Origin of the sequence: Pseudomonas sp. ok266 (assembly GCF_900110195.1) — a bacterium.
GTDB classification, from domain to species: Bacteria; Pseudomonadota; Gammaproteobacteria; order Pseudomonadales; family Pseudomonadaceae; genus Aquipseudomonas; species Aquipseudomonas neuropathica.
Window position 1 is genome coordinate 52,271 of sequence record NZ_FOCU01000020.1, and the last position, 23,335, is coordinate 75,605.

At 52.4% G+C, this 23,335-nt stretch carries 18 protein-coding genes and 1 tRNA gene; 15 read left to right on the forward strand and 4 right to left on the reverse strand.

Annotated features, from left to right (window positions below):
• Window positions 1–312 precede the first annotated feature (312 nt).
• The 5 genes from dnaG (at window position 313) to BMY54_RS28655 (ending at window position 9,344) form a co-directional block, all read left to right on the forward strand.
• Window positions 313–2,277, forward strand: a complete 1,965-nt coding sequence (dnaG, locus tag BMY54_RS28630) for a DNA primase (RefSeq protein ID WP_093441982.1) — start codon at window positions 313–315, stop codon at window positions 2,275–2,277.
• Between the two features lie 67 nt (window positions 2,278–2,344).
• Complete coding sequence (gene rpoD, locus BMY54_RS28640; protein WP_093441990.1) at window positions 2,345–4,189, forward strand: RNA polymerase sigma factor RpoD; 1,845 nt, start codon at window positions 2,345–2,347, stop codon at window positions 4,187–4,189.
• 126 nt (window positions 4,190–4,315) lie between these two features.
• The gene (locus tag BMY54_RS28645; protein ID WP_093441996.1) at window positions 4,316–8,062 is read left to right on the forward strand and encodes a bifunctional diguanylate cyclase/phosphodiesterase; all 3,747 of its coding nucleotides are present in this window, start codon (window positions 4,316–4,318) and stop codon (window positions 8,060–8,062) included.
• A gap of 15 nt (window positions 8,063–8,077) precedes the next feature.
• Window positions 8,078–8,154 (forward strand) — tRNA-Ile (locus BMY54_RS28650).
• 125 nt (window positions 8,155–8,279) lie between these two features.
• A complete protein-coding gene (locus BMY54_RS28655) occupies window positions 8,280–9,344 on the forward strand; it encodes a site-specific integrase (RefSeq protein WP_093442000.1) in 1,065 nt (354 codons plus the stop codon).
• A gap of 575 nt (window positions 9,345–9,919) precedes the next feature.
• On the opposite strand, the gene BMY54_RS28660 is transcribed toward BMY54_RS28655, so the two are convergent.
• The gene (locus tag BMY54_RS28660) at window positions 9,920–10,852 is read right to left on the reverse strand and encodes a DUF4365 domain-containing protein (RefSeq protein WP_093442003.1); all 933 of its coding nucleotides are present in this window, start codon (window positions 10,850–10,852) and stop codon (window positions 9,920–9,922) included.
• 484 nt (window positions 10,853–11,336) lie between these two features.
• On the opposite strand from BMY54_RS28660, the gene BMY54_RS28665 reads away from it, so the two are divergent.
• On the forward strand, window positions 11,337–12,269 hold the full coding sequence (locus tag BMY54_RS28665; RefSeq protein ID WP_093442008.1) for a hypothetical protein: 933 nt from the start codon (window positions 11,337–11,339) through the stop codon (window positions 12,267–12,269).
• A gap of 138 nt (window positions 12,270–12,407) precedes the next feature.
• Here BMY54_RS28665 and BMY54_RS28670 read toward each other — a convergent pair whose 3' ends face one another.
• Window positions 12,408–13,130 carry a hypothetical protein gene (locus tag BMY54_RS28670; protein ID WP_093442012.1) on the reverse strand — a complete coding sequence of 241 codons (723 nt, stop codon included), beginning with the start codon at window positions 13,128–13,130 and terminating at the stop codon, window positions 12,408–12,410.
• Window positions 13,131–13,215: 85 nt separating this feature from the next.
• A complete protein-coding gene (locus tag BMY54_RS28675; protein ID WP_093442017.1) occupies window positions 13,216–15,048 on the reverse strand; it encodes a P-loop NTPase fold protein in 1,833 nt (610 codons plus the stop codon).
• A gap of 771 nt (window positions 15,049–15,819) precedes the next feature.
• On the opposite strand from BMY54_RS28675, the gene BMY54_RS28680 reads away from it, so the two are divergent.
• The 9 genes from BMY54_RS28680 (at window position 15,820) to BMY54_RS28720 (ending at window position 22,494) form a co-directional block, all read left to right on the forward strand.
• Window positions 15,820–16,059: a plasmid-related protein gene (locus tag BMY54_RS28680; RefSeq protein WP_093442022.1), complete on the forward strand. Its 240-nt coding sequence runs from the start codon at window positions 15,820–15,822 to the stop codon at window positions 16,057–16,059.
• A gap of 23 nt (window positions 16,060–16,082) precedes the next feature.
• Window positions 16,083–17,111 (forward strand): hypothetical protein, encoded by a 1,029-nt coding sequence (locus tag BMY54_RS28685; protein WP_093442027.1) that lies wholly within the window; start codon window positions 16,083–16,085, stop codon window positions 17,109–17,111.
• A gap of 17 nt (window positions 17,112–17,128) precedes the next feature.
• Entirely contained in the window at window positions 17,129–17,383 is a 255-nt protein-coding gene (locus BMY54_RS28690; RefSeq protein ID WP_093442032.1) for a hypothetical protein, read from the forward strand.
• A gap of 330 nt (window positions 17,384–17,713) precedes the next feature.
• The gene (locus BMY54_RS28695; RefSeq protein ID WP_093442036.1) at window positions 17,714–18,193 is read left to right on the forward strand and encodes a hypothetical protein; all 480 of its coding nucleotides are present in this window, start codon (window positions 17,714–17,716) and stop codon (window positions 18,191–18,193) included.
• On the forward strand, window positions 18,190–18,453 hold the full coding sequence (locus BMY54_RS28700; RefSeq protein WP_093442041.1) for an EexN family lipoprotein: 264 nt from the start codon (window positions 18,190–18,192) through the stop codon (window positions 18,451–18,453). The genes BMY54_RS28695 and BMY54_RS28700 overlap by 4 nt, the downstream gene beginning before the upstream one ends.
• Before the next feature lies 1 nt (window position 18,454).
• A complete protein-coding gene (locus tag BMY54_RS28705) occupies window positions 18,455–19,531 on the forward strand; it encodes a TrbL/VirB6 family protein (RefSeq protein WP_093442046.1) in 1,077 nt (358 codons plus the stop codon).
• A gap of 721 nt (window positions 19,532–20,252) precedes the next feature.
• Window positions 20,253–20,543, forward strand: coding sequence for an antitoxin VbhA family protein (locus tag BMY54_RS28710; protein ID WP_093442051.1), 291 nt, complete (start codon window positions 20,253–20,255; stop codon window positions 20,541–20,543).
• A gap of 264 nt (window positions 20,544–20,807) precedes the next feature.
• Window positions 20,808–21,332 (forward strand): plasmid mobilization relaxosome protein MobC, encoded by a 525-nt coding sequence (locus BMY54_RS28715; RefSeq protein WP_093442070.1) that lies wholly within the window; start codon window positions 20,808–20,810, stop codon window positions 21,330–21,332.
• 151 nt (window positions 21,333–21,483) lie between these two features.
• Window positions 21,484–22,494 carry a hypothetical protein gene (locus tag BMY54_RS28720; protein WP_093442056.1) on the forward strand — a complete coding sequence of 337 codons (1,011 nt, stop codon included), beginning with the start codon at window positions 21,484–21,486 and terminating at the stop codon, window positions 22,492–22,494.
• A 44-nt stretch (window positions 22,495–22,538) separates the two neighbouring features.
• Here BMY54_RS28720 and BMY54_RS28725 read toward each other — a convergent pair whose 3' ends face one another.
• The gene (locus BMY54_RS28725; protein WP_093442061.1) at window positions 22,539–23,210 is read right to left on the reverse strand and encodes a hypothetical protein; all 672 of its coding nucleotides are present in this window, start codon (window positions 23,208–23,210) and stop codon (window positions 22,539–22,541) included.
• Window positions 23,211–23,335: the final 125 nt, after the last annotated feature.

The window sequence follows — 23,335 nt, forward strand, 5'->3', positions numbered from 1 at the left end:
GCCTTTCAAGGCTACTGACGAGCACACCCACTGATTCCTCTTACGACGATCAGCCCAAGGCACCTGCATGCGTGCCCGCTTTATTGAGCGATCCGAGGCCCTGAACCGGCCGTCAGCGGATTCAGCGCAACACTTTCAAATAGTCGACGACTGATGAGTACTAACGTCAGTGGATTTTCGGCAGATACACTTCCCGACAGCGATTACGCAGACGACACCGGTCGAGCCGCACATTTTGCGTGCTTCAAACAATGACCCGCGTCCGGCAGCCCTTCGCATCGGACTTATTACAGCGCAGACGACGAGAACGCCATGGCCGGGCTGATTCCCCAGAGCTTCATTGACGACCTGCTGAACCGCACCGACATCGTCGATGTGGTCAGTTCGCGCGTGCAATTGAAGAAGGCCGGCAAGAACTACACCGCCTGTTGCCCGTTTCACAAAGAGAAAACGCCGTCTTTCAGCGTCAGCCCCGACAAGCAGTTCTACTATTGTTTCGGCTGCGGCGCCGGCGGCAATGCCCTCGGCTTTCTCATGGATCACGACAACCTGGATTTCCCCCAGGCTGTCGAAGATCTGGCCAAAGCCGCCGGTATGGAAATCCCCCGCGAAGAAAGCGGCCGCGAGCGCAAGCCACGGCAGCCGACCGATTCGCCGCTGTATCCACTGCTCACCGCCGCCGCCGACTTTTACCGGCAGGCGCTCAAGAGCCATCCGGCACGCAAAGCTGCAGTGGATTACCTCAAGGGACGCGGCCTGACTGGCGAGATCGCCCGGGATTTCGGCCTCGGTTTTGCGCCGCCGGGCTGGGACAATCTGTTCAAGCACTTGAGCAGCGATACATTGCAGCAGAAGGCCATGATCGACGCAGGCCTGCTGATCGAGAACGCCGAAACCGGCAAACGCTATGACCGCTTCCGCGATCGCGTAATGTTCCCGATCCGCGACACCCGCGGGCGGATCATCGCTTTCGGCGGCCGCGTACTCGGCGACGACAAGCCGAAATACCTGAACTCACCGGAAACCCCGGTATTCCATAAAGGCCAGGAACTCTATGGCCTCTATGAAGCACGCAAGAACAACCGCAACCTCGACGAAATCATCGTCGTCGAAGGTTACATGGACGTCATCGCCCTCGCACAGCAGGGGCTGAAGAATGCCGTCGCGACGCTGGGCACCGCGACCAGCGAAGAACATTTGAAGCGCCTGTTCCGCGTCGTACCGAACGTGTTGTTCTGTTTCGACGGCGACCAGGCCGGCCGCAACGCCGCGTGGCGCGCCCTGGAAGCAACGCTTTCAAGCCTGCAAGACGGCCGCCGGGCGCGCTTTTTGTTTCTGCCCGAAGGCGAAGACCCGGATACCCTGGTGCGCGCCGAAGGCACTGACGCCTTCAAGGCCCGGATCAATCAGCACGCTCAGCCACTGGCGGATTATTTCTTCCAGCAATTGACCGAAGAAGCCGATCCGCGCTCGCTCGAAGGCAAGGCCCACATGGCCACCCTCGCCGCACCGCTGATCGACAAAGTGCCGGGCGCCAACCTGCGTATTCTGATGCGTCAGCGCCTGACCGAAATCACCGGCCTGAGCAGCGAAACCGTCAGTCAGCTGGCACAAAGCGCGCCACAGGAAGCGCCGCCCGCCTACGATCCGGGCATCGATTACGATGCGATGCCGGACTACAGCGACTACCATCAGCCGCAGGCACAGGATATGTATGTGCCGCAGCAGGAGTGGACGCCGAAAAAGCCCGGCGCTGGCGGCAAGAAGTGGGACAAAAAACCCTGGGACAAGAACGGCAAACGTGGCGGTGATCGCGATCAGCAGCGCCCGCGCACACCGATTGGCGTCGAGTCGCCAACCCTGACCGCCCTGCGCACACTGCTTCATCACCCACAATTGGCCAAGCGCGTCGAAGATGCCGGGCACATTGCGGACGAGAATCAGACCAACGCCCAGTTACTTGTGGCCCTGCTCGAAGCTGTACAGAAGAATCCCAAGCTAAACTCATTTCAGTTGATCGCGCGATGGCACGGCACTGAACAGGGACGCTTGCTCAAGGCTTTGGCAGAAAAGGAGTGGCTGATTGACGGCGATAACCTTGAACAACAGTTTTTCGACACCATTACTAGCTTGTCAGCCCGCCAACGCGAGCGAAATCTGGAACAGTTGCTCAGGAAAGCGCGTCAAAGCGAACTGAGCGTTGAAGAGAAAAACCAACTGCGCGACCTACTAAGTCGCAATGTTTCCGCATCAAACCCGACCTCAACTGGCGCGTGAGGTCATAGCTCAGGTATAATCCTCGGCTTGTTTTTTGCCCGCCAAGACCTTCAGTGGATAGGGTGTTATGTCCGGAAAAGCGCAACAGCAGTCTCGTATTATTGAGTTGATCAAACTGGGTCGTGAGCAGAAGTATCTGACTTACGCCGAGGTCAACGACCACCTGCCCGAGGATATTTCAGATCCTGAGCAGGTGGAAGACATCATCCGCATGATTAACGACATGGGGATCCCCGTACACGAGAGTGCTCCGGATGCGGACGCCCTTATGTTGGCCGACGCCGATACCGACGAGGCCGCTGCGGAAGAAGCAGCCGCTGCGTTGGCAGCGGTGGAGACCGATATCGGTCGCACCACTGACCCTGTGCGCATGTACATGCGTGAAATGGGTACGGTCGAGCTTCTGACTCGTGAAGGCGAAATCGAAATCGCCAAGCGTATCGAAGAGGGCATCCGTGAAGTGATGAGCGCAATCGCGCACTTCCCTGGCACGGTTGACCACATTCTCTCCGAGTACACCCGCGTCACCACCGAAGGTGGTCGCCTGTCCGACGTTCTGAGCGGTTATATCGACCCGGACGACGGCATTGCGCCGCCTGCCGAAGTGCCGCCGCCTGTCGAAGCTAAAGTGGCGAAAGCCGACGACGACACCGACGACGATGAAGCCGAATCTTCCGATGACGAAGAAGAAGCCGAAAGCGGTCCGGATCCGGTCATCGCTGCCCAGCGTTTCGGCGCCGTGGCTGACCAGATGGAAATCACCCGCAAGGCCCTGAAAAAGCACGGTCGCAACAACAAGGCAGCGATTGCCGAGTTGCTCGCACTGGCCGAATTGTTCATGCCGATCAAACTGGTGCCGAAGCAATTCGAAGGCCTGGTCGAGCGTGTCCGCAGTGCCCTGGATCGTCTGCGTCAGCAAGAGCGCGCGATCATGCAACTGTGCGTACGTGATGCACGTATGCCACGCGCCGATTTCCTGCGTCAGTTCCCGAGCAACGAAGTCGACGAAAGCTGGTCCGACGCCCTGGCCAAAGGCAAAAGCAAATACGCCGAAGCCATTGGTCGCGTGCAACCGGACATCATTCGTTGCCAGCAGAAACTGATCGCGCTGGAAACCGAAACCGGTCTGACCATCGCAGAAATCAAGGACATCAACCGTCGCATGTCGATCGGTGAGGCCAAGGCCCGCCGCGCGAAGAAAGAGATGGTTGAAGCCAACCTGCGTCTGGTGATCTCGATCGCCAAGAAGTACACCAACCGTGGCCTGCAATTCCTCGATCTGATCCAGGAAGGCAACATCGGTCTGATGAAAGCGGTAGACAAGTTCGAATACCGTCGTGGTTACAAGTTCTCGACTTATGCCACCTGGTGGATCCGTCAGGCGATCACTCGCTCGATCGCCGACCAGGCCCGCACCATCCGTATTCCGGTGCACATGATCGAGACGATCAACAAGCTCAACCGTATTTCCCGGCAGATGCTGCAGGAAATGGGTCGCGAACCGACCCCGGAAGAGCTGGGCGAACGCATGGAAATGCCTGAGGACAAGATCCGCAAGGTATTGAAGATCGCTAAAGAGCCGATCTCCATGGAAACCCCGATCGGTGATGACGAAGACTCCCATCTGGGTGACTTCATCGAAGACTCGACCATGCAGTCGCCAATCGATGTCGCCACTGTTGAGAGCCTGAAAGAAGCGACTCGCGAAGTGCTGTCCGGCCTCACTGCCCGTGAAGCCAAAGTACTGCGCATGCGTTTCGGTATCGACATGAACACCGACCACACACTCGAAGAAGTGGGCAAACAGTTTGACGTAACGCGTGAGCGGATCCGTCAGATCGAAGCCAAGGCGCTGCGCAAGCTACGCCACCCGACGCGAAGCGAGCATCTGCGCTCCTTCCTCGACGAGTGATACCAGAACCCCCGGCCCAGGCCGGGGGTTTTGTTTATATGGCAGATTAAATCCCTCGCAACACCCCTCCCCCGCATACCCCGTCTACACTCGAAACAATCATCCCCGAGCCATAACGAGAGCGTTATGCCCAGATTGGCGTCCGTGCTTTTTTTGCTGTCACTGATGATCTGGACCGCAACGGCTGACGCGCTGACTCTGACCGATGAAGAACGTAGCTGGCTGGCGGCTCACCCGGACTTGCGCCTGGGTGTCGATGCGTCGTGGCCGCCCTTTGAATTTCGCGACGACCAGAACCGCTATCAGGGCCTGGCGGCGGACTATATCGACGTGATTCGCCAACGCCTGGCAATTAAATTGACGCCCATCGAACCGGTGAGCTGGACGGTGGTGCTCGAACAGGTCAAATCGGGCAAGATCGACCTCCTGCCCGGCATCATGTCCACCCCCGAGCGTCAGACCTACCTGTCGTTCACCCGCCCGTATCTTGATTTTCCGATCGTCATTCTCGCCCACATCGGCGGCGCGCAACCGCGCAAGCTCGACGACCTGTACGGTTTGAAGATCGCCGTGGTGGAAAACTACGCGCCCCACGAACTGCTGCGCACCCACCACCCCGATCTGAACCTGGTGGCCATGCCCAATGTCAGTTCGGCATTGCAGGCGTTGGCGACCGACGAAGTGGACGCCGTCGTCGGTGACCTCGCGTCCAGCGTCTGGAGCCTGCGCCAGCTCAAGCTCGACGGTCTGTACGTCAGCGGCGAAACCCCTTATCGCTACCAACTGGCGATGGCCGTCCCCCGCGCCAACAAGGTACTGGTGGGAATTCTCGACAAAGTCCTCGCTGACATGAGTCCTGATGAAATCAGTAGTATTCAGGAGCATTGGGTCGGCAACGTCCTTGATCATCGGACATTCTGGTCAGACCTGCTGATCTACGGTTTACCGGGTCTGTTGCTGTTGGTGACGATTCTCGCCGTGGTGATCCGCATCAACCGTCGCCTGAGTTCGGAAATCGCCCGACGTATCGACCTCGAACAGGAACTGCGCAGCAGCGAATACCACTATCGTGGCCTGGTCGAGAGCCTGTCGGCCATCGCCTGGGAAGCGCGGATGAGCGACTTCACCTACAGCTATGTGTCGCCCCACGCCGAAGACCTGCTTGGCTATCCACAATCCCATTGGTTGATTCCCGGTTTCTGGCACAACATCATTCACCCGGCCGACCTGACCCGTACACAAAGTTACTGCAAAGAAGCGCTTCGCCAGGGTCGCGATCACATCGTCGACTATCGGGTGATAACCGCTGATGGCCGCTGCCTGTGGGTGCGCGACATCGTCAGCCTGATCGAGCATGGCCATGAGCCGGTGATGCGCGGCCTGATGATCGACATCAGCGAAATCAAGCGCACCGAAGAGGCGCTGCGACTCTCGGAGCAAAAGTTCGCCTCGGTGTTTCAGCAATGCCCGGACATTCTGGTGATTGCACGACTGTCCGATGGCTGCCTGCTGGAGGTCAACGAAGCGTTTGAAGAACAGATCGGACTGAAAGCCGAAGAAGTGCTGGGCCAAACGGCGACCGAGCTGAATATCTGGGGGATTCCCGGCGTCGGTCCCGGATTGCTGCAGCGCCTGCAGGCAGGCAGCATTCGTAATCTGGAGATGCCGTTTCGCCGCAACAATGGCCAACTCTTTACCGGCCTGATTTCCGCCGAGCCGTTTGATCTGGACACTACACCCGCGCTTGTCGTCGTAGTACGAGACATTACCCAACTCAAGGAGACCCAACAGCAACTGCAAACCTCCGAAGAGAAATTTGCCAAAGCCTTCCATGCTTCGCCGGACGGCTTGCTGTTGTCACGCCAGAGCGATGGCCTGCTGCTGGAGGTCAACGAAGGATTCAGCCGTATCACCGGTTTCAATAGCGCCATGTCGGTGGATCGCTCGGCACTGGATCTGGGAATCTGGGTCAACCTCAACGAACGCAAACAGATGCTCGATCTGTTGCATCGCGACGGCTTCGTCCGTGACTTCACCTGCCATATCCGCCGCAGTGACGGGCAGATCCGCCTCTGTGAAGTATCCAGCCGTCCACTGCCGATTGGCGAAGATGACTGCATGCTGACCATCGCCCGCGACATTACCGAGCGGCATCTGATGCAGGAAAAACTGCAACAGGCCGCCACCGTGTTCGAAAGTACCGCTGAAGGCGTATTGATCACCGACACCCAACAACACATCAGTGCGGTCAATCGCGCTTTCACCGAAATCACTGGTTACAGCGAAAGCGAAGCGCTCGGGCATACGCCGCGCCTGCTCGCCTCCGGCCTGCATGACAGCGCGTTCTACGCGGCAATGTGGCACCAGTTGACCGACGAAGGTCACTGGCAAGGCGAGATCTCCAACCGACGCAAGAACGGCGAGCTGTACCCGAGCTGGCTGACCATCAGCGCCGTGCGCAATCGAGACAGGTTTATTACCCACTTTGTCGCGGTGTTTGCCGACATCTCCAGCCTCAAACATGCACAAGCCAAACTCGACTATCAGGCGCACCACGACCCGCTTACCGGTCTGCCAAACCGCACGCTGTTCGAAAACCGCTTGCTGATGGCACTGAACAGCCAGCAGGAAAACGGCAGTCAGGGCGCCGTGCTGTTTCTCGATCTCGACCGCTTCAAACACATCAATGACAGCCTCGGCCACCCGGTCGGCGATCTGCTGCTCAAGGGCATCGCCGTGCGCCTGAAGGAGCAATTGCGAGACATCGATACCGTGGCGCGTCTGGGCGGTGACGAATTCATCATTCTGTTACCCGGCCTGCAACAGGCCAGCGACGCCGACAACATCGCCACCAAACTGCTCAACTGCTTCGGTGCGCCATTCCAGGCCGGTGAGCATGAGTTCTTCATCAGTGCCAGCATCGGCACCAGCCTCTATCCTCGAGACGGTTGCGACGTCGCCACGCTGGTGAAAAACGCCGACGCGGCGATGTACCGCTCCAAGGCCAAGGGCCGCAACCGCGTCGAGAGCTACACCCGCGACCTCACCGCCCAGGCCAGCGAGCGCATTGCGCTTGAGCATGAACTGCGTCGGGCCATTGAACGTGATGAACTGTTTCTCTACTACCAACCAAAAATCAGCCTCGACGATCATCGTCTGGTCGGTGCCGAAGCGCTGATCCGCTGGCGTCACCCGACCTTCGGCGACGTGCCACCAGAACACTTCATTCCGCTGGCCGAAGAGAACGGCATGATCCTGCAGATTGGTGACTGGGTGCTCGAGACGGCGTGCCGGCAAATGTTCGAATGGAGTCAGGTCTACGACAGCCTCGGCCCGCTGTCGGTGAACCTCGCCGGTGCGCAATTGCGTCAGCCGAATCTGCTCGGACGCATCGAACAGCTGCTCAACGACAACCGCCTGCAACCGGATTTACTGCAACTGGAAATTACCGAGAACTTCATCATGAGTCAGGCCGAAGAGGCGTTGGCGGTGTTACACCAGCTCAAACACCTCGGCGTTCAATTGGCGATTGATGACTTCGGCACCGGATATTCTTCGCTCAGTTACCTCAAACGGCTGCCGCTGGACATCCTCAAAATCGACCAGTCGTTTGTCCGCGGACTGCCCGATGACCCCCACGATGCGGCCATCGTCCGGGCGATCATCGCACTGGGCCGGAGCATGCAGTTCACGGTTATCGCTGAAGGTGTGGAAACCCAGGCACAACAACAATTTCTCGCCGCCGAAGGCTGTGAACAGATCCAGGGCTACATCGTCAGCCTGCCGCTGCCGCCGGAAGAATTCGCAGCAACGTTTCTTCGTGTAACCGTATCGGATTTTTCGGATAGCACAGCCGAGAAACCGTCGCTATAATCCGCGACCTACTGAGGGCCTATAGCTCAGTTGGTTAGAGCAGAGGACTCATAATCCTTTGGTCCACGGTTCAAGTCCGTGTGGGCCCACCAACTCCAAAGCCGCGCATTGCGCGGCTTTCGCGTTTCTGGCTCGTCCATCACAGATACAGTCCTATGGTCCAAGGGTACAATTTAGGTACAGTGCTGGTTCGCCAGCCGCCTAGGAGCACCCTCTCATGGCTACTCTCGTCAAAACTCCTTCCGGCACCTGGAAGGCACTCATTCGTAAAAATGGCTGGCCCACTGTCGCCAAAACCTTCCGCACAAAACGTGATGCGGAGGACTGGTCGAGGCGTACCGAAGAAGAAATGGTACGTGGCGTTTACATCCGGCGCAGCGGCTCGGAGAAAATGACGCTAGAGGCTGCACTCAAGCGCTACCTAAGCGACATAACCCCCACCAAGAAGCCCACCACTCAGCGTGGCGAAACCTCGAAAGCCAAGAAGCTGATCGAGCACCTGGGCAAATACTCACTGGCCGCCCTCTCCGCTGAAATCATCGCCGGCTATCGTGACAAGCGCCTGAACGAACCCAGCCGTGGTGGGACCATCAGCAACAACACCGTGCGCCTCGAACTGGCCTTATTGAGCCACCTGTACACGGTAGCGATTCAGGAGTGGGGTTTGGGTCTGACGTTCAACCCAGTTCTGAACATCCGAAAGCCGAGCCCTGGGGATGGTCGTGACCGGAGATTGTCGCCGGAGGAAGAACGCCTTCTGCTCGCGGCAGTAAATCGACACAGCAACCCTATGCTTGGCTGGATTGTTTGCATCGCTCTGGAAACGGGTATGCGCTCGTCAGAGATCTCATCCCTACGTCGCCCTCAAGTGGATTTGGCAAAGCGCGTCATACGTCTCTCAGACACAAAGAACGACGGCTCGCGCACCGTACCTCTGAGCAAGCGTGCCACAGAAGTATTTAAAGCTGCGATGGATAACCCAGTGCGACCAATCGACTGCAACCTGGTGTTTTTCGGTGAGCCTGGAAAAGACGGGAAGCGTCGGCCGTATACCTTCACCAAGATTTGGGGACAGCTCAAAAAGACACTCGATTTGCCTGATTTTAGGTTTCACGACCTGCGTCACGAAGCAGTGAGTCGGCTTGTCGAAGGTGGGTTATCTGATCAAGAAGTTTCGGCCATCAGCGGTCATAAGTCGATGCAGATGCTTAAGCGTTACACACACCTGCGAGCCGAAGACCTCGTCAGTAAACTGGACAAAATAACGAGACCTGCCACTTAAGTTTATTAGTTTAAGACGGGAGATTTTTGCCAGCCCCGCACCTTCGGAGCTTTGCTGTGTTCGGAATTGCCCTCCACTTGACCACCTGATTGCATTTTGACCAGCACGCTTCGTGACCATGATCGGCAGAGAGCTGCGCATTGCTGTTGGTCGTGACCGGCAGCAATCGGCCAACATTCGGAAACAGCAGGCAACACAAAGGTTGTGGCAAGTCGTAGTCGGTCAGGGTCGAAAACCATCCTTGCGTGTGTGCAACTAATAAGCCTTGCTGGTGAAATTGCATGGCCGAGATGGGCGATTCGGCCGTGCGAAGATACGGTCGCCTTCTGCGGTCAGCATCCGCAAAGTTGAGCGTTGCCGTAGGCAGACTGAAGCCCGGCCCCCCCCGAAATGAGCTATTACAATGGGCTCCAGACCTATCTGGCCAGAAGCACTCATTGATTACAAACAGTTCGGGATGGTGCTTTCTAACGATGCAGTACATTCTCCACGCCATGGCGGCTTCTCCGCCGCACATTGTTCTGTCTTGCTGGAGGGCCGTCAGACTGACATGTTGTCACACCTTTCAGCGCCCATCAAAAATACTCGCTCAGCAGATTAATATTTTTTATTTCGATCTCATCTCTTATTATCTTTTTTATTAGATCCAAATCGTCATAATCGTTTAACCGCTTACTTACATTCCTGTCGCTCCCCTCCCAGTAATCCAAGTAAATAACCTTGGTAGCAATAACAACCCTCATTAACAGACGAAACTGCTCTCTCAAATAATCAGCGGTTTCGGTTATATGCATCTCAACATATTCTTGATTCCAAGCTTCATAAGACAAATCTGCAAAGTAGCTAAATCTATACACCTTTGCATGGATGCCAAAAAAGAGCCAGCACAACTGTATAGTACTAGAATAGTCATCAAACATGTCAATGCGAGGGTCATCATAATCTATGACCATAAAGCAATCGCGCCCAGCATTAACAATTAATTTTTTATAAATTTCCCTAAACGAAAAAATTGCCTTAGCCAATTCGATCCTAGACTGATCGAATTTGTCAGCAATGAAAATCTCCCGTCGAAAACAGAGTAGATTTTTTGAATCAATTACCTGATTTTCATTGATGCGAAAACTAATTGTTTTCTGGCCACTTACCTTTTTGGCATTCATCCTCGCCGCACACTTGGCATCCCTGAAATATATAACCCCCTTTGAAACATCGACAAGAAAAATAAAAACCGATTGTCTTTTTTGGGCCCAGTATTTTACAGTTTCAGTTTTTATCGATGGAGTCCTTACTGATCCATTTTTTACTGTAACATTTCGACTTCCCTTTACTTGCACCAAGACGCTTTCACCGGAGAAAGTGCCGTCTTTATTAAAGAATTCCAATAAGCCATCAACGCCATAATCTCGTTCTGAAAGCTCGCGAAAGATGGCTTCATCTACAACCAGCTCACGAACAATGTTGATTGATTCGGTCTCAATTCTGTGCTCATTTGTTCGCTTAGACATATTTCATATTATCCGAAAATTTAATTGTCTGAATGCCTGTGCCGGGGGCTTGCTGGTCTAAAAATCCTGCTGATCAAATAGATGATTAACCAGGCTTGCCAACACGCTCCCGCCCCGTAGCAGGAGCTGGGGAGCAAGGGGCCGAAGATACTTTAACGTATCTGTGCCACGAACAGGCCTGAGCACTATTGGTCCATCCACCACCTCGACTGTCAGAGGGCCTCCGATGGCAAACCCCAATTGCTGCTGGTGTGCCAGAATCAAGCTCGACGAAAGAGTCACCACTACCGTCAACGGAGTACTGGAGAGTCACATAGCTTTTCACCGATTCAGTCATGCCATAAGGACCCGTGGCGTGGATGATGGACAGGATATTTTTAGATGGCCCTTAACGCTGTGTATAGGCCACCGTATACTGATTGCGCACGTCTTTTGGCATTTTCGCCACTATTTCTGACCTGCGCATGCCCCACATGGAGTAAATATGCCAGCGCTGCCTCGGTATCAGATACCGTCTAGTTTTAGTGAAAAGCAAATTGAAGCTGATGTCGCCACATTTTTTGGAATGTGTGATGCCGGGCACCGAGAGATTCCTTTTCGGCTACTGGATATTGACGAGCAGATCTATGGCGCAGACAAGAAGTTTGATAGCGTAATCCCGATTTATATGCAGTTCAAAAAATCCACTGGTTTGCTATCTCCGCAGATCCACCCCGTCTCTAAAAGAAAAGGGCGGAGTCGGTTGGAGGAAATCCGCGAATGGCGCGAAGCTCAAGGGTTCGATGAAATTCGATCTCTATGCTTTAAAATTCACGAAAAAGCGAAAACTGCAATCGATTATCAGCACAACGTTTTGTTCTCATATGAGAACCCTCCGAGCACGAGAGGTATCTACGTTGCGCCACTATCACTCGATAGCGAGGCGTATTTCGAGCAGCTTACCACCTCTGCCAGGGAGTTAATCTGGCCATTTTATCATCGGTTTGACTTTGATGTAGTGGACGAAAGAGCACTTGTATATTTTTATGAGGTGCCATTTCTAAGGGCTCATGTCTCTATACCTCCACATAAGCAGGTGAAAGACGCCAACCACTACTATTCTTTTTCGGAGACTGCAACCAACGTATCTTGGCATTCTCCATTACTTGTCGATGAAGGCCCTTCGAGGTTGTCTGATTATCTTAGAGGCGTGATCAGGGGTATACTAACTGGTCATGATGACGAGGTATCACTTGACGCTACAGCGAAACGTGTCATTAGCATTGCTGAACAATATGGTTTTGGTGATCAGTCAGGTCTTCATCAAGGACCTATGGAGCTATTACAAAGCCATGGAAGGTGGATCAATAAAACTTTCGGTATAAAGCAATTTTTGCTGTGCTATAACAATTCGTTGCGGCAAATACGTTATAGCTAGGAATAGGCTACGGCTAACAGACTGCCGCTGAGCATCGGTAACGCGAGCCAGAAGCTACCCCTGACCACTTCCGCTAAGCGACTAGGGGACCGACTTCACCGAATGATGCCAGTTGGATGTTCACTCCGACTCCTTCACCTAACTGCCATTAATGATATCCTCACCCTGAATCCAGAACCGCAAGCTATAGTTATCCAAGCCGCCGCCATAAGAGTTTGCCCTCGCTTTGAACGTTGCTGGAATGTCAGCCCCATTGCCGCCTTTCTGGAAAAACTCTTTCACAGAATGTAGAGCTGATTGGCGAAGCTGATCCCATACACGGTACAACTCCGATTCTCTCTCTCGAGATTCTGCTGCCGCGCTTAACTTCCTTTTCGGCGGATAAGCCATGTAAGAAGGTGTTGGTGAATGCTGGTGTTTGAATTTGATATCCCCATAGACCCATGGATCTATGACGTTGGTACGCCAGTGAAAGCGGATGGAAACGTTTAAATTATTGCTAATGCCGAAAGGCTGTATGACATGATCATCAACAAAAAAGAACTGGCCTTCTTTTTCTTCAGTTTCAACTCTGCTCTGCATCTGATTGACCGCTGAAATCAGGGCGCTGCCTGCGCGACGGGCATCCATTTCAGTTTCGGCGCGTTTCTTCGCAGACTTGGCCTTGGCGTACCCGGACAGCGCCCGGTCGTAGATCCTCAATTGCTCAGCGATGTAGGCACCGCAGGACTCCAGATGCAACTCTCTCAGTGCGCCGGTTCCACCGTCATATAGAGTCTGGTCAACGAGCTTATACAGGCGATCAACGTCCACTGCTTTAATGCACTCCTGCTGCTCAGGAGGTAGGTTAATTTCACTCATTTTCGTCCTTGCTCAGCCATCCAAAACCTGGCTGCTGGTCATCGGGGTCTGACCTGCCTTCAATCCAAAAGCAGGCCCGTTTGGCTTAGGGCTCAGCAGTTGGCCGACCGATCCCTTCGCCAATTTTTCCAAAGTAATAGTCCAATCGCAGTTTCAGCAACTCGGCAAACGGAGCCGTTTCGGTGCTGATGATCCTCAGCAGTTCTGCCTTCAAGCTGTCAGTCCAGTCATACTCATCAGCCAATGCTTTCCGGCTCATATGGTCATGTTCGTAGCGTTTGATCAGGCTCGCAAAAAGCTGCTCATTTGAGCAGGAGTCGATGATTAGCAGCTTCGCGAAATCCTTCACATCGATGAACTGAAGGAAAGGCGTGGCGGCATAGTTGCCGTCCTGGACACCATACTCATACAGCGAACTGTAGTTATCAGTACTGGCGGCCAAACGCTCAACGTAGCCTCCCGCAACTGTTTGCATCTGACGATGGAACACTTCGTCCGTGGCCTTCTTCATCATGCTGTAGATGGCTTGGAATTCCGGGGTATCAGAGGATGAGTAACCGAGGCCGAGCGCCCCCGTCCCACCCAATCCAAACGCGCCGGTCTCAGCCAAAAGCGTGTTCGAGTTCAACAGACATGAAGCATAGTCAGAGAAATACTGCTCTGCCGAGCAGTCCTCTCCTAATACTGGATCTCCGAACTGGCGTAGCGAAATGATAATCCCTGCTGCGTGCAAAATTAGCTCTGGGTAAATAATACTGCGTTGGTCAAGCTGGCTCAGAAGCGCAGTTTTCGCCGTCTCGTACTCGCCCTTGGGCAATCTGGTCCAGTCCCACAGGAGCCTCCACGCCGGAATATCTACATGACCGGCAACCTCGGGGTGACGGGCAAGGCTTTCATTGATTTTGTCGGCGTCAATTTTGCCTGTGAAAAACAGTTCTGAAAGGTGCCCTGGGCTGACGATAGGGTCAGTCCATTTGACCTCTGGGTATCGACTCTTCAATTGATCAAATTGCTTGTCCGCTGGGGATCTCTCTTTGTTCGATAAAAGGCCTGTAGAGAATTGACTGGTGCGAAGTAACCTGAGCGCTTCCCTATCCAAAGTACCGCTTCTCGACTCGCCTCCGGTCGCGATCATATACAGAAGTAGCTGCTTCATTGCTTCTGGCTGGTCACGCAACCGAACATCGACAGCCTCCACAAGACGCTCAAAATCCTCCAGGATGGCGCGTAGGTTCCGGTAGTTAGGATGCGTTGATCCGTTAAACGTAGCCAACAACGCGGTTCTTTCATGCGTCACGACTTCACGCACCAAATGCGTTCTTAGCCTCGCTGTGAGCTTATCCAACACCTCGGAGGGATCCGCCTTGACCTGGATGGTCTTGCCCACGAGTTTTTCCTTCTGCCTCTCGTAATCCTCCTTTCCGGAGATCTCTTCCTCGTTGGCAAGGATGATGACCTTCAACTTTTCGTGCTCGACGAAGCTGTTGATGAAACCCAAAATATCCGGGACTTTCATAGAACAGCGTTCGAGATCGTCAATGACGAGAATGTTGCCATCCAGCTTGAGCAGCATGTCTCTTGCAAGCTGGTCAGTCCCTTTCATTCCGCCTAATTTTTCTATAGCACCAGAAAGCGCAGACCCGATAATCCGAGAGGCTTTTGAGCTGAGATGAGGATGTGCCTGCGCGAAAAACTGGTCATGGATAGCCCCCACCGAAGCCACCCCATACAGGCTGGCGTACAGGTAGCCAGGTTGCTCTTTAGGCGGTAGCCCAGCAGCCCGAGCATCCAGATAAATTTTAATAAAATGGGTTTTTCCAGCTCCCCATGGAGCACTCAGCATCACTGCATATTCAGACTCCACCGACGCGTCCAGATAGTAGTCGAGAAAACGTGCAGCCTCGTTAGTGCTTGTCATGGTTTTAAAACTCCGGTTGGCCAGGGAGAGGGTCCGGGTCCTCTCCGCGCTGAAGGGTTGGATTTGAGATCGTAAGGGCGGAAAATGTCCTCAATGACGTGCGCATCGTCGAGTCCAGCGATCAGGCGTTTAAGTTCTTCCTCTGACATCTCGGTCATCAGCTCTACCTGCACGTCGGCAAGCTTCAGAATATCCGTCTTCGCTATCAAGCATTTGTTGTAGTTGATCTAGCACAAACTGATATTTGGCAATCTCCGCTTGGCGCACTGGTTTGAACAGATCCTTCCTTTGGCCTTTACACGCTTGTTCACATATGCATTGAGCTTGGCTTCCGCATCTACCAGTGATGCGCCATATTTCGGAGGTCGACGCATTGAAGACCCACTACGCACTCTAGATCCGCTGCAGGCCTCCTAGATTTCACAGATGCACGCCATTAGAGCCGAATGCCTACGACAGGCAGGCAACTGCCCTGCTTAGAGCCATTCTGAGCGGCGTGAGCATCAAAAAAAGCCATTTTTTCACCAAAAAAAAGAAATTAATTACAACCCCTTGAATTACTGGCAATTTTGCAAACCATAAAAAAACCAAGATATACCATGCTGGTAGTTATATGGCGACACACCGAACACCAAACTTATCTATCTTGGATCATCCGCGTCACCAACCAATTTGACAGTAACTAACTTACGCTCATAATCGTCTAACTTCTCCACAAACTTGCAGACTCCCGAGCGTTACTCAACCTGCATCAACAAAGGTGAAACTACGATGAACACTGAAGCATATTTGGTTGGAAAGTTTGGCGCGCTAATGCAGCTTTCTGATTTGGCCGAGTTACTTGGACGCTCGACAGATGGGCTAAGAGTCTCACTCTACTCGGACACCGACCTATCGAGAAAACTTAAACCCACCATGATACGGATCGGCCGTCGCCTCTACTTTCGTACGCAGCAAGTCAATGTAGCACTACAGCTTGAAGCGCCAAAAAGCGAAGCACACGCTCAATAATACTGACCTGAGGGAGATTTACTATGGGTCGGCAACGGACGATCAACGACAAGAAATTTTGGAACTCACCCAAAATGGCTGGGCGCACACAAGAAGACCGAGCAACTCTCGTCTATCTATTAACATGCACCTCCAGCAACATTGTCGGTAGTTACTCTATCGTCCCAAGGATTGCTGCGGCAGAAATGGGATGGGACACAGAATCACAATTCATGCCAGTACTGAAACGCCTCTGTGACTCTGACTTCATAAAATACGACGCCGAAACCAGCTTCGTATGGGTTCGCATTTGGTGGGAGCATAATTCCCCTAAAATGGCGCTAGCGCCAACGCTACGTCAGAAGTCCATCAAGCAAATCAGAGAAATGCCTGCGCATTGGATATCAGACTATCTGGATGACATGGCGGAAAGACTGCAAGAGTGCGACGAGTATCGCGAGATGCTAATCCAGGAATTCCAAGCGTCGAGCCAAAGCGTTAATCAGGGAGAAAACCACCGCTGTGACGCTACCGATAGGGTATCGATACCCCATCGCCAGCCCATGGACAGGCCTGTGGATGACTATAGTTCCCACATCAATGGAGAAAACAACAAGGCTGCCATCCACACCGAAGCCGAGGGTAGCCGGAGAGGGAAGCCAGAAGGCCATGCCCAAGAAAACAGGGTATCAGTACCCTATCTATCCCATATACCTAGGGGGGCGGGTAACTGTAACCCTAACAATAACTATAAAAATAACAATACAACAACAAACCGCCTGATTTTCCCTCACGACCTGTCTCGAGCAGCACAGGCATCAATAGAAGAAGCCCTGCTACAGGTTTCAGATACAGATGCGCAAAAATTACTAGATGAGTTGGCGGCTGCGATTGCGGCCAAAAAAGTAAAGACAACTATTACGCAGTTATTCCACGGGCTTTTAAAAATTTACCAGCAGGGGAAACTTCAACCTAGCAGCGGTGCAATAGCCATTGCAGACAAAAGGTCGCAGAACGGCGGTGTAGGGCAAGAAGCGATAGCAACTTTAAAAAGAAAGATGCTAATCAATTGACCAATGGAGCAACGACAATGCAGCTACAATTCAAGGAACTTGAAAACTACTGCGACAGCCTGGAACACTCCGGCAACATCCAGGTCATTTTGCACGCGCATTATGCAAAAGGCTTCTCACTGACTGTATCGGACGGCACAATCGAACACCCGGTAACGGATGAGCAAAACCATCCATACTGGTTTAGAACTGTAGAGATGGCATTGGATGAGCTTGCCAATATCCCCTACATATCAGACAAAATAATGATAGACCGTACATCTTGGTCATAAGCTCTTCGCTGTAACGGAGAAGCACACTCATCAAGCAATCTTACTATTGAACGCAGTAAATTTAATACCCTAAGAATGCTTCGGCGTACTGGGTGCTGGGACCGAAAAGAAAGTCCCTGACAGGTGGGAACAGTAGCTCGATAGAAAGAGCCACCGGACAAGCAGCGGAAAGACGCGCCGTATAGACCACATCCCAAGGGCGCCACAAAAGCGCACTGGATACGGGCCTTAAACAAGCCCTGACTGGCGGGAAAAGTAGCTCGATAAAAAGAGTCGCCGGACGGCTGGAAAGACAGCACTGCGTTCGCCCCTACCCCAAGGAGCAGCACAATGATCTCGTACCTTTACCTATCGATTCTCACCTTCTGCACGTTTGTTCTCATATCCATCCGCCGATACTGGGTGTGCGTAGACCGGCTCGGATACATGAAAGAGGTTTCTAAACGAGCGCCGTCGTTACTGCAACGAGACCTCATAGCCGCAGTGCTTGCGATGGTGCCATTCGCAATGGCGGCCATTGATTGGTTTGGAATAACGCTTCCCCGGCAGTCGGCCCCTATCCCTTCAGGTTTCGCTGCATTGCTCTCAGTCTGCTGTGTATGCGCCTGCATAGGCACTCTCAACAATACCTTTGAACGCCTCGCTGGCAGTTGGGCAGGATCGCGGGAAAGCGCTCTGCGCACAGTCGCAGCGCTACGGATCATTGATCAAGCAGAGCTGGCAGCAGCGATGAATATATCCAGCAATCGTGACGCGAAAGCGACAAGCGCGGAACCAATCAGCAGCATTGGCGATGAGGTGAAAAAATGAAAAGGATTCCTGCTCTCCTGCTCATCACAGCTTTAATTCTTACGGGCTGCGAACGACAAGAGCCGGTTCAAACCGTCGACTGGTACAAGGCTAATACATCTGAGCGCCTGAAGACGCTAGAGAGGTGCAAAGCCAACCCTGGAGAGCTATCGATCTCTGCAAACTGCATCAACGCATCATCGGCCGCGAATGCAATAGTCTTGGAGCAGCGTGGCTACAAACGCCGCGAGCCGGTCAATTTGTCTTCTCAGGGAAAATAGAATGACCACTACGACCGGAATATTTGAATGGATCGCGGGGAGCATGGACCAAACGCTCCAGACATTCATACGCATCACTTCCAACCAAGTCATCAATGACTTTTCACTGACGGTAACGTTGTGTGGAACGCTCTATTTGACCATGATCGGCTTCATGATGATTACCGGCACAATCGAGCAACCCGCATCCCACTTCCTGAAGACCTGCGGAAAGTTTCTGCTTATCAGCGGACTGGCAATGAACGCAGACACGTACATGGCATGGATAGTGGAAGCACTTCATGGCCTGGAAACAGGGGTTGCTTCTGCCTTCTCAGCAACTGGCGATTCAACCGCTTCAGCGTCGGTGTTTCAGGTAGTGGACAAAGCCATGTCCGACGGCTGGGCGATAGGTGCAGATATCCTGGCGAAAATGGGAACCCGCGCCTGGCACGAAGTGGGAATGATATTTTTTGATTTGCTGACCGCCATAATCGCCTACGCGGCAACACTTATTATCGCGGTACCTGCTGGAGCAATGATCATCGTTGCAAAGGGAATGCTGTCGATCATGCTGGGGATCGGGCCAATTTTTATCATGATGCTGCTGTTCGGTCAGTTCACATCCAAATGGTTCGATAGCTGGTTCGCTCAGGTCATCACCTACATCCTGCAAATAGGGTTGGTGGTCACGGTGCTCAGCTTCGGAATCAAGTTTTTCTCATCGCTAACCAGCGACATACTTGCGACACCGGCCGACTACCCCATCGCCACATTTCTGGAGCTTCTGGTGGTCACGGTTGTTGTGCTGTACATGTTGCAGCAAGCCAATGCCGTCGCTGGCAGCCTTGCAGGTGGACTATCAAGTGCAGGGCTTACCCTACGCGGAATCGCAAGCGGTGCCGCCTCACCGATTACCAAAGGGCTTAACCGACAGTCCACGCGCCGCGACATGCAGTCGGGCCAAATGGTCACCGCTGGACGCTTGAACCACCTTGCGGCCGGTAACACAGCCTGGAATCCAGCCTACCGACAGCACGTCATGCAGAACATGGGCAAAAACTGGGGGAACGCTACCGGCGGCAAAGTAAATCAGTAGCCCTGACGTATGACTCATCAGACCTCGCTTCGGCGGGGTCTTTTTCTGAGCACCGTCGACAAGCGTATGGCGGGTCAAGGGGTTGGTGCGGCCCGCAGGAGCGTAGCGACGAGGACTCGGCCCCTTGACGCGGCAGAAGCGACCAACGCTTACGGCATGGGTGTAGGGGATCAAGGCCGGAGGCCTCCCCTGCACCCTTGACGACAGAGGGCGACTCGCTCCCTTTCCGCTTGCGGGAAGGGCGGGGGGATGGGCAACTCTCAAACCCGTTAACCGATTGTAAATAAACGACTAATAACAAAAACAAGACAGTTTCAGCGCGCCTCTGATTCATGTTCAGTCATAAGGCGTATTAAACCCACCCCGGACACACAACACGCGGAAGACGAATGCAACACGACTACGACAACTCCGCGCTTTGCTTGGGCAACCCCTTCGGTTGCATCCCGTGTCCGAACTTGCCGGACTGGCTGCGGGGGCAGGTACTGCGGGCAGAGCCCTTGACCTCCCCCTTGCCATAGGCTCAGTGCTTACTGTGGCATCAAGGGTCCGGCTACGCCCGGCATCCTCACCCGTTCGGTGATCGCCTTCGGCTCCGCTCCGCATGCGGCTTCCGGTGCCGCCCTTGACACCACATCCAGCCAAAACCTTGATACTTTGGTACGCAGCAAAGACCAGAGCGGACGCGCTCCTGCGTTTAACCAAACAACGAGAAATTCACATGACCTCAAATAACCAAGAGCCAACGCAGCATCAAGAAAGCACCGAAATTGAAGCCGTTGATAGGAAGGAGCTGGAGCATCAGATTTCTGAGTCAGAGCAGAACGAGCGAAAGAAAGCTGTCGCCTTTGCCTATGCGTCCATCGGCCTTTCTGGATTCGACACCTCAGCAGAAATGAAACACTTTGGTCAGCGCTACATCACTGGCGAAATTAACCTGAACCAATTTGTGATGCTCTCGCAGAAGCTGCTTCCTGACACCAGCGACTCTCAACCATCAGGAACGCAGTGAGCTTTGCTAAAAGCTTGTTCATGAACAAGAACTAAAGCGAATGGAGATCTAGTGCAGGATAGGCTTTCACCGGAAAGCTGTATTACACAACGCCACCCCCACTACGATTTTTCCTTGTTCATGAACAAATTTGAAAGACGGTGTAGCACTAGTGCAGGATAGGCTAACCGCCGGTTAAATGTGCGCACACATTTAGCACGGCATGGCCTTGCAAGTTTCGTTACCGTTGATGGGGGGGTATCTATGGAGAGCTCAAGTCGTGCCTTGAACATCCACCTGGGAGCAGATCTAAAAGCCCGCTGGGCGGATCACTGCCGTGCTTTGGGTAAGTCTCCAGGGGCTGCAATCAAAGCGGCCATTGAGCAACAACTGGCGCAAGCAGCAGCAAACCCAGAGCCAAAAACTTACCAGCAAGTCGCAGAGGCTACGCCCCGCGATCCCAAGCAACGCTTTGAAATCTTGCTGACCGCTTCGGAAAAAGCGGCTATCACAGAGCGAGCACTGATAGAGCGGTGTTCCATGCGGCGCTGGATCATCGACGCCATCCGCACCGGCTTGACCCACGAACCACAGTTCAGCATGGATGAAATCGACGCATTAGGTGAATCTAACTATCAACTTTTGACTCTAGGGCGAAATCTCAACCAGATTGCACGCCGCTTGAATGACGGCGAGAATGAGAAAGTAACTTTAGAGAGGATCGAAGCGTTGAGCGGATTGATTCGAAAGCATACTGAAGTCGTTAGCCGATCCATTCGAGCAAGCCTTGAGCGATGGAACATCGAATGAGCGCTAGTTCGTTGGCACTATCCAATAGCGGTTAACGACCCACCTATTATTGTGTGCACCTGAGCCACGAAACCAAAATAGAGACTCTTTCATAATGCCAAGAAAATTCTCAGTAGAGGGAGCCGTAAATCTCTACTCAAGCAGTCCAAGCATGCTTTTCGCATCCGAGCTTTATTTAGCTAAGGTATACGACGAATTACGTAAAGATCTAGAACTTTGCAACCTGTACATCATCACGAGTCGAAAGAAAATTCATATCGATCCCAGCTCATTAAAAGTAGAAGACGCATGTATTAAAGGAATACTCATCGTCCGCAGGGATCAGGCATGGACGAGGCTAGAATTCAACTTTCCGATGCAAGCCGAGCATCATGCTGGCTCTCCAAGCGATGTAAAAATTCACAAAGAATACTCAAGCAGTTACATCACGATCACAAACATAAATTCCCAAACAATTCGAATACCCACTTATATTTTGGTGGCAGGTAGCTGCGCAGACTTTCGCGAGGAAACCGATCTAGATGTTTTATATGTAGGAATAGGAATAGGAAAAACAAAACCGAGAATAGCAGTAGATCGCTTACTGACTCACTATCAACTTCAAAAAATACTAGCAAAAACCATCACCGACGAACCAGAAAGCGAAATAATTATTTTAATGTTTAGGTTCGAACACTCTCGAAAAATTCTAAGCAATGGTGGCGACTTAAGCTTAGACCCAACAGCTAGCGATGAAGAAGACGACGAGCATTTTACTAAACTACAAACCGCTAAACTCCCGAGGAAAAATAGAGTCCTTCTAGCAGAAGCAGCGCTAATAAATTACTTTAAACCCCCTTATAACACGATGCATCGCAATACAAACTTCGCATCCCAAAAGAGAATGATCTTAACGAAAATTTTAGATGAGAAGGGGATTACAGGAGTAATCGTTGAGGTCTGCACCTCAAACATAAAATCCAGGCTAAAATCAGATACGAGACCTCCAAAAAGTCTTGAAGAGCTACTCCCTGGTGCTGACTTCAGCTGGCTAAGAGACGCAACCTTGGAGCAAAAAACCGCTGCACAAAATTGGTTAAGTGATGTTGCACATAGTTGCACAGTCAACATCCCGCTGACCTCCCCAAGTATTCGTAACACTTTCCTCCATGGTCTTTTTTAGAAATGTCAGACATTCAATTAGCACTCATTAATTAAACCATGCGACTATGATGCTACAACTGTACACTCCAAATAACGCTCTAATCCTGATGTGCAACAAACAGAACCAGCAGCTGTCAACTCAAGAGTTTCCACCTGATGTTTTATTCGGGCAACAATTGCTATTTTTTCAATTCTCATTGAAGGTGCATTGTACAGTTCCAAAAACTCAACCAATGCATTATCAGTCGAGAGAACCTCCATCCGAGAAGTCGCATGTTCCCCTAGCGGAATTTGACTTACAGTCACCCTACTTACAGTCAACCGGTCAACCTCAGGATCACGCGATATCGCAGCATAGACGGTGGAAATATTGAATCCTACTTTTTTTAAACTTGCACCGTATTCAAACGCCTCCATCAACATCCGAACAAAACTCTTCAACGACACAGGGGGTTTTATTATCTTCAACAAAGACGCGCCTTCCGAAATTTGCGTAACTGTGAAGTCAAAATAAACATATCGTACTAGCTTAATTTCTTCTACATCGCCAAAGGGAGTGTCCATCTCCTCAACAGTTTCAACCCTTTCAATGAAACGAGCGCGCACTATATCAGTAGTAATATCTACCAGTTCGAAACCCAAGCCGTTATCCCTTGAAAACGCATATTTCGCGATCGACGACACAACCGGTAAATCGTGATTTAAAATCAACCATTGCTGCTTACTTGACTTCATCTGATCCGCTCCCAGTAAATTCTTTACGGACAGCTTCGAGTGCAGCTATCGCCCCGCTTTCGAGCAATTTGAGCATTTTCTTCTCAACTGTTGCCTCACATGGCGTTCGATTTTTATTGTGAAAT